The organism is Klebsiella sp. 64 (genome assembly GCF_018223915.1).
GTDB classification, from domain to species: Bacteria; Pseudomonadota; Gammaproteobacteria; order Enterobacterales; family Enterobacteriaceae; genus Klebsiella; species Klebsiella pneumoniae.
On sequence record NZ_JAGRQZ010000020.1, the window covers coordinates 163374 to 177307 of the forward strand.

General features: G+C 51.9%; 13 protein-coding genes and 2 pseudogenes. 9 read left to right on the forward strand and 6 right to left on the reverse strand.

From position 1 onward, the window contains the following. Window positions 1-196 precede the first annotated feature (196 nt). Window positions 197-733 (forward strand): dihydrofolate reductase family protein, encoded by a 537-nt coding sequence (locus tag KHQ23_RS16265; protein WP_015958838.1) that lies wholly within the window; start codon window positions 197-199, stop codon window positions 731-733. Window positions 734-807: 74 nt separating this feature from the next. Beyond that, a pseudogene (locus tag KHQ23_RS16270) lies at window positions 808-924 on the forward strand (IS3 family transposase); the annotation flags it as partial. A gap of 159 nt (window positions 925-1083) precedes the next feature. Here KHQ23_RS16270 and KHQ23_RS16275 read toward each other — a convergent pair. Beyond that, a complete protein-coding gene (locus KHQ23_RS16275; protein ID WP_015958837.1) occupies window positions 1084-2763 on the reverse strand; it encodes an SgrR family transcriptional regulator in 1680 nt (559 codons plus the stop codon). Between the two features lie 222 nt (window positions 2764-2985). On the opposite strand from KHQ23_RS16275, the gene ptsG reads away from it, so the two are divergent. From ptsG to KHQ23_RS16300, 5 genes are all read left to right on the forward strand, one after another. Then, window positions 2986-4512 (forward strand): glucose-specific PTS transporter subunit IIBC, encoded by a 1527-nt coding sequence (gene ptsG, locus KHQ23_RS16280; RefSeq protein ID WP_032434937.1) that lies wholly within the window; start codon window positions 2986-2988, stop codon window positions 4510-4512. After that, window positions 4509-5351, forward strand: coding sequence for a glucose-6-phosphate isomerase family protein (locus KHQ23_RS16285; RefSeq protein ID WP_015958835.1), 843 nt, complete (start codon window positions 4509-4511; stop codon window positions 5349-5351). The genes ptsG and KHQ23_RS16285 overlap by 4 nt, the downstream gene beginning before the upstream one ends. After that, entirely contained in the window at window positions 5351-5914 is a 564-nt protein-coding gene (gene hxlB, locus KHQ23_RS16290) for a 6-phospho-3-hexuloisomerase (protein ID WP_049771237.1), read from the forward strand. Before KHQ23_RS16285 ends, hxlB begins: the two co-directional genes overlap by 1 nt. Window positions 5915-5937: 23 nt before the next feature. Next, window positions 5938-6573: a 3-hexulose-6-phosphate synthase gene (hxlA, locus tag KHQ23_RS16295; protein WP_015958833.1), complete on the forward strand. Its 636-nt coding sequence runs from the start codon at window positions 5938-5940 to the stop codon at window positions 6571-6573. A gap of 262 nt (window positions 6574-6835) precedes the next feature. Next, window positions 6836-7585: a HipA family kinase gene (locus tag KHQ23_RS16300; protein WP_123615962.1), complete on the forward strand. Its 750-nt coding sequence runs from the start codon at window positions 6836-6838 to the stop codon at window positions 7583-7585. 135 nt (window positions 7586-7720) lie between these two features. Here the strand turns inward: KHQ23_RS16300 and KHQ23_RS16305 are convergent. From KHQ23_RS16305 to KHQ23_RS16325, 5 genes and pseudogenes are all read right to left on the reverse strand, one after another. Next, window positions 7721-8744, reverse strand: a pseudogene (locus tag KHQ23_RS16305) (Gfo/Idh/MocA family protein). Between the two features lie 10 nt (window positions 8745-8754). Next, on the reverse strand, window positions 8755-9735 hold the full coding sequence (locus KHQ23_RS16310) for a PTS glucitol/sorbitol transporter subunit IIB (protein WP_073553689.1): 981 nt from the start codon (window positions 9733-9735) through the stop codon (window positions 8755-8757). Then, window positions 9732-10106: a PTS glucitol/sorbitol transporter subunit IIA gene (locus KHQ23_RS16315; protein WP_015958828.1), complete on the reverse strand. Its 375-nt coding sequence runs from the start codon at window positions 10104-10106 to the stop codon at window positions 9732-9734. The genes KHQ23_RS16310 and KHQ23_RS16315 overlap by 4 nt, the downstream gene beginning before the upstream one ends. Next, window positions 10103-10624: a PTS glucitol/sorbitol transporter subunit IIC gene (locus KHQ23_RS16320; RefSeq protein ID WP_015958827.1), complete on the reverse strand. Its 522-nt coding sequence runs from the start codon at window positions 10622-10624 to the stop codon at window positions 10103-10105. Before KHQ23_RS16320 ends, KHQ23_RS16315 begins: the two co-directional genes overlap by 4 nt. 112 nt (window positions 10625-10736) lie before the next feature. Then, window positions 10737-11021, reverse strand: coding sequence for a helix-turn-helix transcriptional regulator (locus tag KHQ23_RS16325; RefSeq protein WP_000749979.1), 285 nt, complete (start codon window positions 11019-11021; stop codon window positions 10737-10739). 94 nt (window positions 11022-11115) lie between these two features. Between KHQ23_RS16325 and KHQ23_RS16330 the strand changes: the two genes are divergently transcribed. Together KHQ23_RS16330 and KHQ23_RS16335 are read left to right on the forward strand one after the other, a co-directional pair. Then, window positions 11116-11472, forward strand: a complete 357-nt coding sequence (locus KHQ23_RS16330; protein WP_087652692.1) for a helix-turn-helix domain-containing protein — start codon at window positions 11116-11118, stop codon at window positions 11470-11472. 34 nt (window positions 11473-11506) lie between these two features. Further along, window positions 11507-13558: a DUF4238 domain-containing protein gene (locus KHQ23_RS16335; protein WP_071889157.1), complete on the forward strand. Its 2052-nt coding sequence runs from the start codon at window positions 11507-11509 to the stop codon at window positions 13556-13558. Window positions 13559-13934 lie beyond the last annotated feature (376 nt).

Genomic DNA, 13934 nt, shown 5'->3' on the forward strand with positions numbered 1-13934 from the left:
GCTAAATCTTCCGGTTTTCCACATGAACACAATGTCTGCTTCTCGCTCACAGCGGACCTTCAGCTTAGATAACTTGCTTGCTTCGTGCCTAGAACGGACGTTGAGAACATTATGATGTGGCTTTATCGGAGCATATCAATATCGTTTACATTGCTAAACTCAACGAGATATATGCAACCTGAATACGGAGCACTTGATGATTACCACACATGTTTTCATCGCGGTCAGTCTTGATGGTTATATCGCTCGACAGGATGGCGATATCGACTGGCTGTTGAAGCGCGATGACCCGACAGAAGACCATGGCTATGCCGCATTCATCGCGGACAAAGATTGGATCATTATGGGGCGAGGCAGTTATGAGAAGGTGCTGACTTTTGAGGAATGGCCTTATGATCGACCCGTGCTGGTACTTTCCCGGCAGCTAACCAATACCCCGGTGCCTGAGGCGCTGAAGGGCAAAGTGCAGTTTTCATGCCGCACGCCCAGGGAGGCTCTTACTGACCTGATGGAGAAGAACGTGCACCGGGTCTATATCGATGGTGGGCAGTTAATACAGTCGTTCCTGCGCGAAGGTCTGGTCGACGATATCGTTATCACTACCGTTCCTGTCCTGCTCGGTTCGGGAAAACCGCTGTTCGGAGTGCTGCCCCATGATGTCGATTTGACGCTATTATCCAGCCGCAGCTTCCCTTCGGGTCTGGTGCAGTCGCACTATCGGCTGACGTCATAAGCTGAATCTAAGCACAGTGGTAGAACGAGAAAATGCCCGAGTTGCCAGGCGGTACTGTTTTACTTCTACGACCTTACTTCAGTTCGCTGAAAAAGCAGTGCATCAGAAAACGGGTCTACAAAACCCAGGATCTGGATCATGCAGATATCTTCGATGACATTGACGTGTTCAACAATCGGCGCTGGCGGTAAAGCCATATTGGGGCGTCAGTACATAGGCCTTTGAACAGGCTCCGTCGTGAGGACGTAGCCAATGCAGATGGTCAAACATTCCCCCCCAAATCCCACACTTCTCTCCCTTACCCTTAAAGGCCTTTAAAGGCCCTTTAGCGAGCTTTTGCGGGCGTAGCATTATTCGAGCCAAAGTTGGCTGAAATCCGGCCATCCCAGCGTATTTAAATCCCGCCAGGTAAATGACTTCTCGGTCGCAAATTCCATCCAGTGATGCAGCAAAGGAATGACATATCGTTGATGGGTAATCTCATGGAAAAAGGCGGCAATGGTGGCGAATGCCTGTTCATCGTCGCTGTTCAGAATGGTCGACAGCAGGGCGTTCAGGTTGCGTCGCTGGGATTCAGGCAGTCGTGTAAACAGCGTGGTGGACGCCAGCCATTCCAGAAACGCCGGAACCGAAAGCGTATCGAGCATAAAGTTGCTGAGCCAGATATCCGCAGGAGGAAGCGGCTGGCTGTTAAAGCGGTCAAATGCGTCGATCCGTATTTCGGCGCGAATATGCCAGCGCTCAAGCAGGATGCGAATCGCCCCGGCAAGCTCCGCCAGTTCCGGTTGCTGAAAGGTGCTGATGATCACCGGCTGACGCAGGTTAAACGGCGCGGTGATCCCGCCGAAATCCACCGGGCGGTGATTCCAATGCGGCAGCATGCCCTGAGCAACGGAGAGGATGCGTGCGTATTCGTCGGGAAGCTGCGTCTGGCTGAGGAGTTCGACAGGTTGCAGCAGATAATTGATAAACCGTCTTCTGGCCTCATCCGCAAAGGCACCGTCACCGTCGAGCAGAACAAAACAGCATCCCTGTTCCAGACTACGCTCGTTAAGCGGGCGGTCATCCTGCGCCTCTTCGCCCCGCAGCAGGGGAATAAAGCTCATGCTGATATGTTCTGGCGCCCAGGTGAAAATGGTGATCTCATCCAGTCCGGGGCGCGCCTGATGCCAGTGTTGATTGCGCCGCAAAACCATAAAGTTGTCGCTGTGCTCCTGCAGGTGGAAAGCGCCGGTACAGCGGATGTGTCCGTGCTGGTAATCAAACAGCATCGTCGGCTGGGTGGCGAGCAGGCAGTCGAGCCGCCTGACCGGGTGATGCGTTTCAATCACCAGATGCCAGGGGGCGTCAGCGGTGATGGCTTTGATTGGGCTGAAAAGCGGCGCGAACTGCGGGCTCTGGCTGGCGGCGAGCAGGCCGCGCTGAACGGCGCTGGCATCCAGCTCATTGCCATCGGCAAAGCGGGCGGTGGATTTCAGCCAGAACTCCCAGCGGGTAAAGTCGTCGTTGTGGGTCCAGTAGTGGGCGATATCGGGGACGATCCTGCCCTGAATGGCGTCATAGCGCGTCAGCCCGCTCAGGCACTGGCGCAGGAGGTGGCGTTCGGTTCGCCGCAGGGGAACGAGCGGATTAAGCGGATCCAGATTGCGGTAGTAGGGGATGCGCACCCGCGTTTCGCTGCTTTTATCCTGTACCCCAAAGCGCCACAGGCTCAGGCGATCCAGCAGATACTTGTCGTTGCCGATAAACCTCAGCACGTTGCCGTAATCCTGCTTCTCCAGCAGCTTATTGACGTTCTGGCTGAACAGCTTTTCCGGCGAGGTTAACAGATGGAGCCGTGAGCGCTTGCCGCGTCCGCGCTGCGGCTGCCAGTCGAGCCATTTTTCCTGATGCATCTTCTTCAGCGCAATACGGCAGTTACGCACTGAACAGCCGAAGATGGCGGCGATCTCCTGCATCTGTAATTCGTGCGTCTGACCTGCGCCGTAGCGGGCGTGCAGTCTGCGAAAATGCGCCTCGAAGATATTCATATGATGGCCTCCCGCCGAACGCGATTTCCTCTTTTATCTCTTTCTGACGGTTTGCGGCGTGATTGCCCTCATAAATTTTCCGGTTTTAAGCGAAAACCGGAAATAACTTTCGTCTTTGGTTGCTGTTTTTTTAATCATCCCCGGTTCGGATACTGAAGGTGTTCGGAGCAGAACCTGCTGTTGTGCGAATCCCTGTCATAAAGACGCGCTCAGGAGATCGAGATGAAAAGATTCAACCTTCTGCAAATGTTACAAAGCATCGGGCGATCGCTCATGATCCCCATTGCCATGCTGCCTGCCGCCGGTATTTTGCTGGCCTTCGGCGTCAGCTTTCAGGATCCCAATATTGTCGCCAGCCTGCCGTTTCTCGGCGCGGACTGGCTGGTTCACGTGCTGAAGCTGATGGCGGAAGCAGGCAGCGTGATTTTCGCTAACCTGCCGCTGCTGTTTGCGGTCGGCGTGGCGGTAGGGCTTAGTGACGATCAGGGCATTGCCGGGCTGTCGGCGATCGCCGGGTTTCTGATTATGAACGTCACCATCGGCCAGTTTCTGGGGATCACGCCCGAGTCGGTGGCGCAGGTGCGTGACTACACGATGGTGCTGGGCATCCCTTCGCTCCAGACTGGCGTGTTTGGCGGCATCATCATTGGGATTATCGCCGCCTGGCTGTATAAACGCTATTACCGCATCCAGCTTCCTTCGTGGCTGGAGTTCTTTTCCGGCAAGCGTTTTGTGCCGATTATAACCTCCTTCGCCGCGCTGTTCGTCGGGCTGGTGATGGCGGTGGTCTGGCCGCCTGTTCAGCATCTGATTAATGGCCTGTCGAATACCATGACGGTGCAGGGGCCGGGCGTGTCCGCCTTCCTGTTTGGTTTTGTCGAGCGGCTGCTGATCCCGTTTGGTCTTAACCATGTCTGGTGGCCGACCTTCTGGCTGCAGTTTGGCGAGTACGTGAATAAGGCCGGGCAGGTGGTGCATGGCGACCAGCTTATCTTCTTTGCCCAGTTGAAAGACCAGGTGCCGATTACCGCCGGAACCTTTATGGCCGGGCTGACGCCCATCAAAATGTTCTGTATTCCGGCGATTGCGCTGGCGATCTACCGCTGTGCCAGCCCGGAAAACAGAGCGCGGGTGAAGGGCATTATGCTCTCTGGCGCGATCACCTCCATTGTCTGCGGCATCACCGAGCCGATTGAGTTCTCCTTCCTGTTTGTTGCGCCCGTGCTGTATGGCATTCACGCCGTCCTGGCGGGACTGGTGTTCCTGCTGATGGAGTGGTTCAGCGTGCATATCGGGCTCTCTTTCTCTGGCGGGCTTATTGACTATCTGTTCTTTGGCGTCCTGCCGCGCGCGCCTCACTGGTATATGGTGTTCCCGGTCGGGCTGGTGATGGGGGCGCTGTACTACGCCCTGTTTACCTTTGCTATTCGTAGCTGGAATTTGCTGACGCCGGGGCGTGAGGTTGAAGAAAACGCGGTGGCGCAGGAAAGCGAACAAAACGACCTGGTGAGCGGCATCATTCTGGCCTATGGCGGACTGGGAAATATGACCAGCATCGAAGCCTGCATGTCGCGTCTGCGCATTGACGTAACGGATAAGACGCTGGTGGACAAAGCGCTGCTGAAACAGCTTGGCGCGGCGGGCATCGTCGAGGTCGGGAACAACATCCAGAGCGTATTTGGCATGAAGTCCGATCGGCTGAAAGAGGCGATCCGCGCAGCTAACGCGTATACACAGGAGGCAAAATGAAACAGCTACACCACAGCGGCCTGCCGCTGTATCTCGATGATGATGGCGTAATGGCGCTGAAACCGCCGCTAAACTATCTCGGCTTTGGCCGCAAAAGCGCCGGGCAGATGGCGGTGGTCTTACCGGAGTTCACCGAAGCGCTATGCGATGAACCGGCTTACGATGTTTATCGCGGCTTGTGCTTTCCGGAGGATCAGGAACGGCTTGCCGCTGATCAGTATCAGTACGACATCACCATCATCATGCCGGGAACGATTGGCAAGGAGCGCAAGAAAACCAGCGGTCACTATCACGGCTATAACGATACGCGGCGCAACACCCATCCGGAAGTGTATGAAGTGATTAAGGGCACTGCGGCGTATATCCTGCAAAAGTCGCCGGATTTTGCCGTTGAGCCAAAAGATCTGCTGGTGGACGATCTTATCGTAGCGGTGGTGAAGGAAGGGCAGAGCATTATCGTGCCGCCGAATTACGGCCACTGCTCTATCAATATCGGCGACGGGCCGCTGGTATTCAGCAACCTGGCGTATAAACCCTGCGCGGTTCACTACGACACGGTGCAGTTTTACCACGGTATGGCCTGCTACATCGTGGAGGAGAACGGGCAGCTCTGCGTGCGCAAGAATCATTACTATCCGCATATTCCGTACATCAAATTCGCCACCGTCAAAGAGAACCCGCATCTTGGCATCACCTTCGATACGCCACTTTACCAGCGCTATCGCGCCGCGCCGGAACGTTTCCATTTTCTGGGGCATGTCGATAACTATGTCCGGGAAATCATGGGGATGCTCGAGTATCAGGATGATTTATTCCCGCTCAGTCAGGAGGACGCATGATGGAAACGCAATTTGTTGCAGGCGTTGCCTGTACTGACCTGCATCAGGCGATGTCGCGGATTGATGGTGCCGCACTGGCGAGTCTGGAGCAGGCCATCGCTGAGGCGAACGCGGTATTTGTTTTTGGCGCAGGGCGTTCGCTGTTAATGCTGAAAGCTTTTGCGATGCGCCTGATGCATATCGGCCTGAAGGTGCATGTTGTCGGCGATGTGGTCACGCCTGCGCTGCAAAAAGGCGACCTGCTGTTACTGGCGAGTGCATCGGGCGAAACGGCTTCGCTGGTGAATGTGGCTGCGAAAGCGAAGCAACTGGGTGGCACCGTGGCCTTGCTGACCATTTTCCCCGAGTCCACGCTGGGGAAACTGGCGGATGTGGTGGTCAGGATCCCGGCCTATACCGACAAATTGCCGGATGGACCGGATAACGTGAAAGGAATTCTGCCCGGCGGCAGCCTGTTTGAAGAGGCTGTCATGGTGCTGGGTGACGCCATGATTGTGAATCTGGCCCAGTCGACGGGATATCACTTAACCAAAGGCTTTGCGCTGCACGCCAACCTCGAATAGTCATTCAACACAAGGAAACCAACATGAAATTACAGCTTGCCCTGGACGAGTTAACCCTGCCTGAAGCGCTGGTATTTATTGATAAGGTGGTTGACGACGTTGATATTATTGAAGTGGGCACGCCTTTTCTAATTCGGGAAGGCGTGAACGCGATTAAAGCCATTAAAGAAAAATACCCGCATAAGGAAGTGCTGGCGGATGCGAAAATTATGGATGGTGGCCATTTTGAGTCGCAGATGCTTTTCGACGCCGGGGCAGATTATGTCACGGTGTTAGGCGTGACTGACGTGTTGACTATCCAGTCATGCATTCGGGCGGCTAAAGAGGCCGGAAAGCAGGTGGTGGTGGATATGATCTGCGTCGACGATCTCCCTGCGCGGGTCCGCCTCCTGGAAGAGGCGGGCGCGGATATGCTGGCGGTACACACAGGCACCGACCAGCAGGCGGCAGGGCGCAAGCCGATTGATGATTTGATAACGATGTTGAAGGCGCGCCGTAAAGCCCGGATTGCCGTGGCAGGTGGTATCAGCAGCCAGACGGTGAAGGACTATGCGCTGTTAGGCCCGGATGTGGTAATTGTGGGGTCGGCGATCACGCATTCGGCGGATCCGGCGGATGAAGCGAGGAAGATTTCACAGGTGTTGTTGCAGCATCACTGAGGTTAGAAGAACAGAGTGGCATCTGGCGCGACTGTGTGCCAGATGTCGGAATAATCAAAGATTATGCCTTCAGTCTGGTTGATACATGTTTAATGATCTTACCCACCAATAGTGGACATGCGGTTAAGTGAGTAAACTCTTCACCAGAGGTAGCTCACGTAGAAAAATTAATAACTCAGGAGTCTCTCGAAAATGTTTGTGCTCTATTTGGTTATACAATTATACTTCGCGTCATATTTTATTGTTTCTATTGAAGGTTACCGTGATTATAATTAATTCCATTAAAGATAAACTGGAAAAATCCACAAATCACTCCAATCCTTTTATTGGTGTTGATGAGTTAGGCAATGATTGGTTTGTAAAAACATATTTCAGCAAGTCCGGTCATGAAACAAATGCGTTATTTAATGAATTAGTAGCTTTTAAATTAGCTGAGAAGATAGGTTTACCTTGGCCAAAGGGCCATCTAGTTCAGTTTTCAGAAAGTGTAAAGAGTGAACTAAATGTATCAACTTCTCATTTTATTGCATATGAGTTCATGCATAATCTAGAAGAGTTGCCTGAGGGTTATCAATTCAGTAATAACCAAATAAAAAATCTCTATGGCAAATCAATATTTGATAATTGGCTATCAATAGGTGATGTAAAAAATGATACTTGCAAATTGTTAAATGGTGAACTGCTATTCATGGATGCTGGAATAGCCTTTGAGGATGATAATTGTGAGGCGTGGGGGGAAGGTGGTCTTATATGGACAGAAAATAAATTGTTTATTGAATCATCGCCATATCATCGCGGAATTTTGCATTCTGCAGAAGAGTATAAATCATGTATGGATAAAATTTGTGAAATACCTATTGAATTTTATCAATCCATCGCAGATAGCATCCCTCAAGATTGGCATGTTCCGGAAAGTTACAAATTAAAATTTGTTGAGGTATTTTCATCATCTTGTGAGAGGTTTATTCCTATGATGAAATCATGTATTGAGTGGGAATTAAATCACCAATAATATAAATAATTAAGCAGAAACTTCTGCTTCTCGCTCAAAGCTGACCATGCTTTCAAATCATTCCTGTGCTTTGACTAGCTTGCTGGGTTAAGGGCTTTACCAGTCTGACATAGCAGACAGGTACAGCCCTTGAAGTTATGGCTTTATCGGGCGTTCAAGTTTGCCGCTTTCCAGGCTGCGGTGCACTGCCTCACAAATCCGGCTGACCGCCAGTCCGTCCATTGCGGTGACCGGGTACGGCGCTTTATGTCTGACGGAGTGAACAAAGTCATTGATCGGGTCGATACCGAAACCACTGGCGATGCCGTTGCGGTAGTTGATGAAATAGCTGTTGGGCGTGAGCGTCATGCCCGGCGTGGTGATTTCCAGCCCGCGATGTTGGGAAGTACTGCGGATATACGTTGCCTCGCAGAGAATATCGATACGCCCGTCGTTGTCCTTCGGAAAGCCCTCCGGCAGTACCCACGAGTTTTCCACCACCCACGAACTGCCGTCGGCCATCGTCAGCAGGCTCTGCACGCTGTCGAAGGTGTCGAGGCCGCATTCAGCCATCAGCCGCTTCTGCCCGACGGCGTACACCGACACCACCTCCTGGCCGGAGAGGTGGCGCACCAGGTCAAAGCAGTGTGAGCCGAGAAACCACACCGGAGAGCTTGCGCCCCGCCCAGTCCAGCCACTCCGTCGGCACGCTGATTACGTCATCCATGCTGATATGGCCGCGCAGGATGCGCCCGGCTTCCGGCTTATCCAGTTCAGCCTTAATGCGCATCACCGCCGGATCCCAGCGCTTGTGGAAATCGACGCCAACCAGCAAGTCCCGCTGCTGCGCCATCTCCACGATAAGCTCACACTCGCGTACTGAGGTGGCGAGCGGTTTTTCCGCCAGCACATGTTTGCCGTGGCGCAGGGCGGTGAGGATGGATTCGGTGTGGTACGGGTCCGGTGTCGCCACCGAGACCACGTCGATGGCTTCCTCCTGCAACAGGACATCCAGCCGGGTATAACCCATCACGCCGTAGGCCATGGCAAGGTCGTCGCAGCGCTCTATGTCGGTGTCGCAGATGGCGACCAGCACCGTGTCCGGCTTATGGCGGTACGCGTTCATATGGTGTCTGCCGTAGATGCCTGCGCCGACCACGGCGGCTCTGATTTTGTTCATCATGGAGTCCTCAGAATAAGCCCAGGGAAAACAACCAGCCGACTATTACCGCCAGCGGCCCAGTCAGTTGTCTCGACAGCAGGAAGGCGGGGACGCCCTTCGCAATGGTCTCCGGCTTTGCCTCCTGCATGGAAAGACCTACCGGCACGAAGTCGCAGCCGACCTGTACGTTGATGGCAAACAGCGCGGGCAGGGCGAAGGCCGGAGATATCGCACCCGCGCCAATCTGCGTACCAATCATCACTCCAATCACCTGCGAGATGGCTGCCCCCGGCCCGAGCACCGGGGAGAGGAACGGAATGCCGCAGATGAGCGACAGCAGCACCAGCCCCCAGAGCGAGTTCGCCAGCGGCGTCAGGGCATGGGCTATCAGGCTGCCGAGCGCGGTTTCCTGCACCAGGGCAATCAGCAGCGAGACAAAGGCCATAAACGGGATAACGTTGCGCAGGGACACGTCCACCGCCTCGCGGCTGGCGGCGAACTGCAGGGCGATAACGTGCCCGACGGCGGTGCCGGTCTGCTCGACCATACGCACCAGTTTCTCCGCGCCTCGTGGAGACGGCGGTGTACTGATAACCCGTGGCGCAGGCTCCTGAGTCGTTTCAGGTTTACCGTCCGGGGCTTCGGCGGTATCCACCAGAACCAGTTGCTCCATCGTGACGCCGGAGACGTAATTCTCTTCGGTAATAAACTGCGCCAGTGGCCCGGCGCGCCAGGTGGGCAGCACGTTGATGGTCGGAATGCCTTTCTGCGGATAGAGGCCGCAGCGCAGAGAGCCTGCGCAGTTAATCACCACGCAGAGGATGTCGTTATCCGGCGGAATATCGGCAAAGCCGTTGACCACCTCAGACTGCGTCAGCGCGCCGATTTCAATCGCCACCGGATGGATTTCCCGCCCGGTGAGCGACAGCACCTTTTTGCCGCTGCCGACGGGCAGCCACAGTCCCTTGCCGTAGCCACCGGGGCCGGGGGGAATAAGCACCGTGTTCATGGGCGTCCCTCCTCAATGACCAGATTGCCGTGCAGGTCGCGGAGTTTCGGCACCGGGCCGGAGAGATGAACCGCGCCGACATGGCAGGCATTCAGGTCGCCGTTAAACACCAGCGTCAGGTGGCCGAGTTCAAACAGCGCCTGTTGTGCCCCTTTGCCAACACTGGTCACCAGATAATCATGGCCCGCCAGCAGCAGGCGGTCGCCGGGGAGTATCATCAGGCTCTCTTCCCGGAACGACGGCTCCAGCGACAGGGAGTAATCGAGACAGTCCTTCGGCCCGTTGCTGTCGAAGGTGATGAGCATCTTGTCGGTCAGGCCGTCGGCGACAAACAGCCCGATGGCGACGATACGCGCGCAGTAAATCATCATGGCGCATTCCCCCGCCTGCTGAGCCGCAGGAACAGGTACTCGGTGATAATCCCGCGAATTAAACCAATCAGCATGGCGGCAGCGATATAGCGCAACGCCAGCGAGGTGACGGGCAGACCGAGCTCCTTAACCCCGGCGGCCACGCCGAGCCAGACGAACAACTCCGATGGCACCACGTGGGGAAACAGGCTGGTGAGGGGGTGGGCAGTGGTGCCGAGTGCATCTTCATAGCCGGGTTTACTCTTCTCAGGTAAGAGCTTACCGAGCGTCAGCGCGCCGGGGCTGCTCATAAAGAACCAGCCGAGTACCGGCAGCACGCCGTAGGTGAGGATGCGCGAGCGGCCGAGCAGGGCGGCGACTTTCTCCATCCGTACGGTGCCAACCAGCTTCATCAGGAAGTTGATGGCCAGCAGCAGGCAGATGAGCATCGGGATAAGCCCGGTCATCATGTCGAGGAAGATTTTGCCTGCGGCCTGGAACAGGTGGATGAAGCCTTCAGCCAGGGAGACCAGAAACATGGCGGCCTCCTGCGAGTGGTGCGATGGTGCATGGTTGTGGTTCGGTGTGCATAAACAACTCTCCTGTCAGGTGTCGTTGGTTAATGCGTCCTGCCACTCACAGCGCGGGTCGTTATGTCCCGGAGTTGTCGGTTGTTGTCATCGGGTGAAGCGGTTTTCGGGGTTCACGTTTGTTACTGGAATTGAGGTAACGGCCGGGCCAGATTTCTGATGGATGCATGTCGAGCGCGATGGCAATCAGCCACTCGCCTTTCGGCCACGGGCGCGTCAGGGTATTCGACAGCGTTGACGAGGCCAGCCCCGCTTCCCGCGACAGTTTCGCCAGACTGGTACCGCGTTTGTGTAAGGCGGCAACGATGTCGGCGGGGTGCCAGTCTTTGGTTGTTGACTTTTTCATCGGTTTTCTCTTTTTAACCGTGATAAATCACGCAATTCTTGAATATTGCTCTAAATGTAATCAAAATTCAAGTAATACATGAATAGATAAGGGAATGCCTGAAGATGGTTGCTGCCCAGAAAGGGATAATTCCTGCATGTTCAGGTGCAGGGTGGCAATCGTGATTGGTAAAAGATTAAAGATTTCAAGAGTCAGGGCTGATCTGACGCAAGCGGAACTGGGTGTACTCGCAGGGCTGGATGAAGAATCCGCAAGCGCGCGGATCAGTTCGTATGAAAAGGAAGTCCATGCACCCGATTTCAAACTCGTCTGTAAGCTGGCTGCAGCGCTTGATGTACCGGAAGCGTATTTTTATGCTGTTGACGATGATTTAGCTGAATTGATTCTTCAATATCATCGGTTTAAAAAGCGTAACCCCGGTCGCACTTTATTATTATCACCAAATAATTAGAAATGATCTGAAGTAAAATATTTGAGGGATCAGTATGTCAGGCAGAAAACAGCACTATATACCACAGTTATTCCTGCGCGGGTTTCTCATATGCCAGCAATCTGGGCAAACACACGTTTATCGCAGAGATAAAATGTTCATATCTAAAACTGATAGTGTGGCAGCACAAAGGGATTTTTACTCTAAGCCAGCAAATGATGCAAATAAAACTCTTGATGATAAACTGACGGATTATGAAGGTAGATTAGGGGAATTGCTTCGCATATTGCGGGAAAAAAACGTTGGTACTGATGTCGAGGCATCTATTGCTGCAGAAGTAATTGCACATTTAACACCTAGAAGTAAAAGCCTTCGTAGTATATTTGGCCATGGCACACAAAAACTTATCTCTGGCTTAGCTGATGTAATATCTGATAAAACGTTAATGATATCTCTTTTAGGGCTGGATGAACCTACAACAAATAAAAAATGGAGTGAACATATAGCATCTTCTTTCAATAGAAATCCGGAAATAGCTAAATCCTTGGGGGGTGTTTCGGAGGAAATTGGCATTCCAAAAGATTCGATAGAGCGAATGCTATTTATGAGTGCAAAAGAAAGTTTTTTAGGTGATGCAAATCCATTTTACTTTCAATTACAGCCCTTGTTCACTCAACTTCTCACTGGTATTGAGGATGCTATTAGTTATGGCCATAAAAAGGTACTTAATAATGGTGTTGTTGTAGAGGCTCGGAAGCAGTCTCTCGAATCATTATTATGGCGTATTTTCCCTGCCCCGCAAGAAGGGGCGATTATGCCAGATTGCATAGCTATTGGTTTTGATGAGGAAGAGGGTGTTTACCTTCCCTATATTATGGCCTCCTCTATCTCTACTGTCATCATGCCTCTTACTTCCGAGAAACTACTTGTTGGAGTTCGAGCGAGTAATATCAATGTTGACCTATCTGGATTCAACGATGACGCCTCGGAATGCAGTGATGAATTATTTATTGCTGCATCATCTGCTCATGAATATTTACGTAAAAATATTGGTGGGCGATGGAAAAATAGAATGGATAATCTTGTCCATGACACATTGGATACTCTATGTGAACATAAGGCCTATGATAATTTAAATGTTGCGGAAAGTATCTCTTGTCCTTCATTTAGCTATCAGATTACTTTTAATGATGGGCTTAGTGATGATATTGAGAATATTAATGAGATAGTTCAGGGGGTTGTGGCAAAACTAAGCCAATGGCTGGATCTTTCACGATTGGATGGAATTACATATGCATCTAATTGTGAAAAGGCACTTGAAGATATCGAACGTGGTTTTGATGGAAATGAAACTCCAGAAAGTGAAGCAGATTACCTTGCTCAAGGTGGTGCTGCTCTTTTAGTCAAGCGGAATGGGATAATAAAAGTACGCATTGTCTTTCATCAAGATTATGCTCATGCTTTGGCTGGTGAAGATCTGCAAAATAGGGAAGTAGCTATTCATCTTCTTGTTTCATCATTATTTATTGTTCATACAATTAATCACTTTGAGTATGTACTTCCAGAATTCCTGCTGGAGCCCGTAATGATGAATAATCATCCAGCTGTTATGCATTGTGCTATGCGAAAGGCTCTGCGTGCCTATTATTATGCTTTTGCAAGTGCAGAATTTGGAGCCGAAGGATTATTAGAACAGGAGTTTTCACATTACGTAATTAGAGCCCTTGATTCGAATTTTTTTAAGATAGTTAGCGCAAAAGAAGAACATAAAATAGACAACAATCATTCAAAATTGTTTAGGACTGTGCATGCTGCAGTAGCTGATATTTTGATTGCTATGGCTCGATTAATCGGCCATTTACAGGGAATAAGTAAATCACCGTTACTAAACTCTGATACTGATGTAGGTGCAGCAATCGCCGCACGTGAACTTGCTGGGTGGGTGGATGTGTTTGCACATGATCTTGAACGCTTCTGGAAGCAACCATCTTGGACTAGAGAGGACTTATATGCACTAAACGTTCATGTTGAACGCTTGTTGTGGCCTCATGGTATTTTCCTTTTTTCGTCAGATAATGAACAAGGGACGATGATTTTATCTGTATGACTCTATGAAAATAACTATTCACAGGACCATATCGTTTGTAACTAAACAAACTAATTAGTGGCTCTGGAAATTGATGTCTTTTTTATACGTTAGGAATCAATTTATACCGAGCTATTTGACCCTTTAAGAGCAGGCCCGTTCCCCTTATTCTCCCTTCCTTTCAGCCTTTGCCTTTTCAGTCCCTTTTCGCCATTTTCATTCCTTCTGTTTTTGAGGTGGTACAGGTGGGACAAGTGGTACAACCGCGCCAGCCGTGGCCTTGCGCTGTACCACCTGAAAAACATCAGTCGGAAAAGTGGGACAGATTCAGCAACGGCTGTCCCACTCTGTACCACTTGTCCCATTCTGTACCACCTTTATTTAAGACACGCGAGAT

Coding starts and splice junctions, on each gene's coding strand:
- KHQ23_RS16265 (WP_015958838.1), top strand. CDS start 197: ATGATTACCACACATGTTTTCATCGCGGTCAGTCTTGATGGTTATATC.
- KHQ23_RS16275 (WP_015958837.1), bottom strand. CDS start 2,763: ATGAATATCTTCGAGGCGCATTTTCGCAGACTGCACGCCCGCTACGGC.
- ptsG (WP_032434937.1), top strand. CDS start 2,986: ATGAAAAGATTCAACCTTCTGCAAATGTTACAAAGCATCGGGCGATCG.
- KHQ23_RS16285 (WP_015958835.1), top strand. CDS start 4,509: ATGAAACAGCTACACCACAGCGGCCTGCCGCTGTATCTCGATGATGAT.
- hxlB (WP_049771237.1), top strand. CDS start 5,351: ATGGAAACGCAATTTGTTGCAGGCGTTGCCTGTACTGACCTGCATCAG.
- hxlA (WP_015958833.1), top strand. CDS start 5,938: ATGAAATTACAGCTTGCCCTGGACGAGTTAACCCTGCCTGAAGCGCTG.
- KHQ23_RS16310 (WP_073553689.1), bottom strand. CDS start 9,735: ATGAACACGGTGCTTATTCCCCCCGGCCCCGGTGGCTACGGCAAGGGA.
- KHQ23_RS16315 (WP_015958828.1), bottom strand. CDS start 10,106: ATGATGATTTACTGCGCGCGTATCGTCGCCATCGGGCTGTTTGTCGCC.
- KHQ23_RS16320 (WP_015958827.1), bottom strand. CDS start 10,624: ATGTTTCTGGTCTCCCTGGCTGAAGGCTTCATCCACCTGTTCCAGGCC.
- KHQ23_RS16325 (WP_000749979.1), bottom strand. CDS start 11,021: ATGAAAAAGTCAACAACCAAAGACTGGCACCCCGCCGACATCGTTGCC.
- KHQ23_RS16330 (WP_087652692.1), top strand. CDS start 11,116: ATGCCTGAAGATGGTTGCTGCCCAGAAAGGGATAATTCCTGCATGTTC.
- KHQ23_RS16335 (WP_071889157.1), top strand. CDS start 11,507: ATGTCAGGCAGAAAACAGCACTATATACCACAGTTATTCCTGCGCGGG.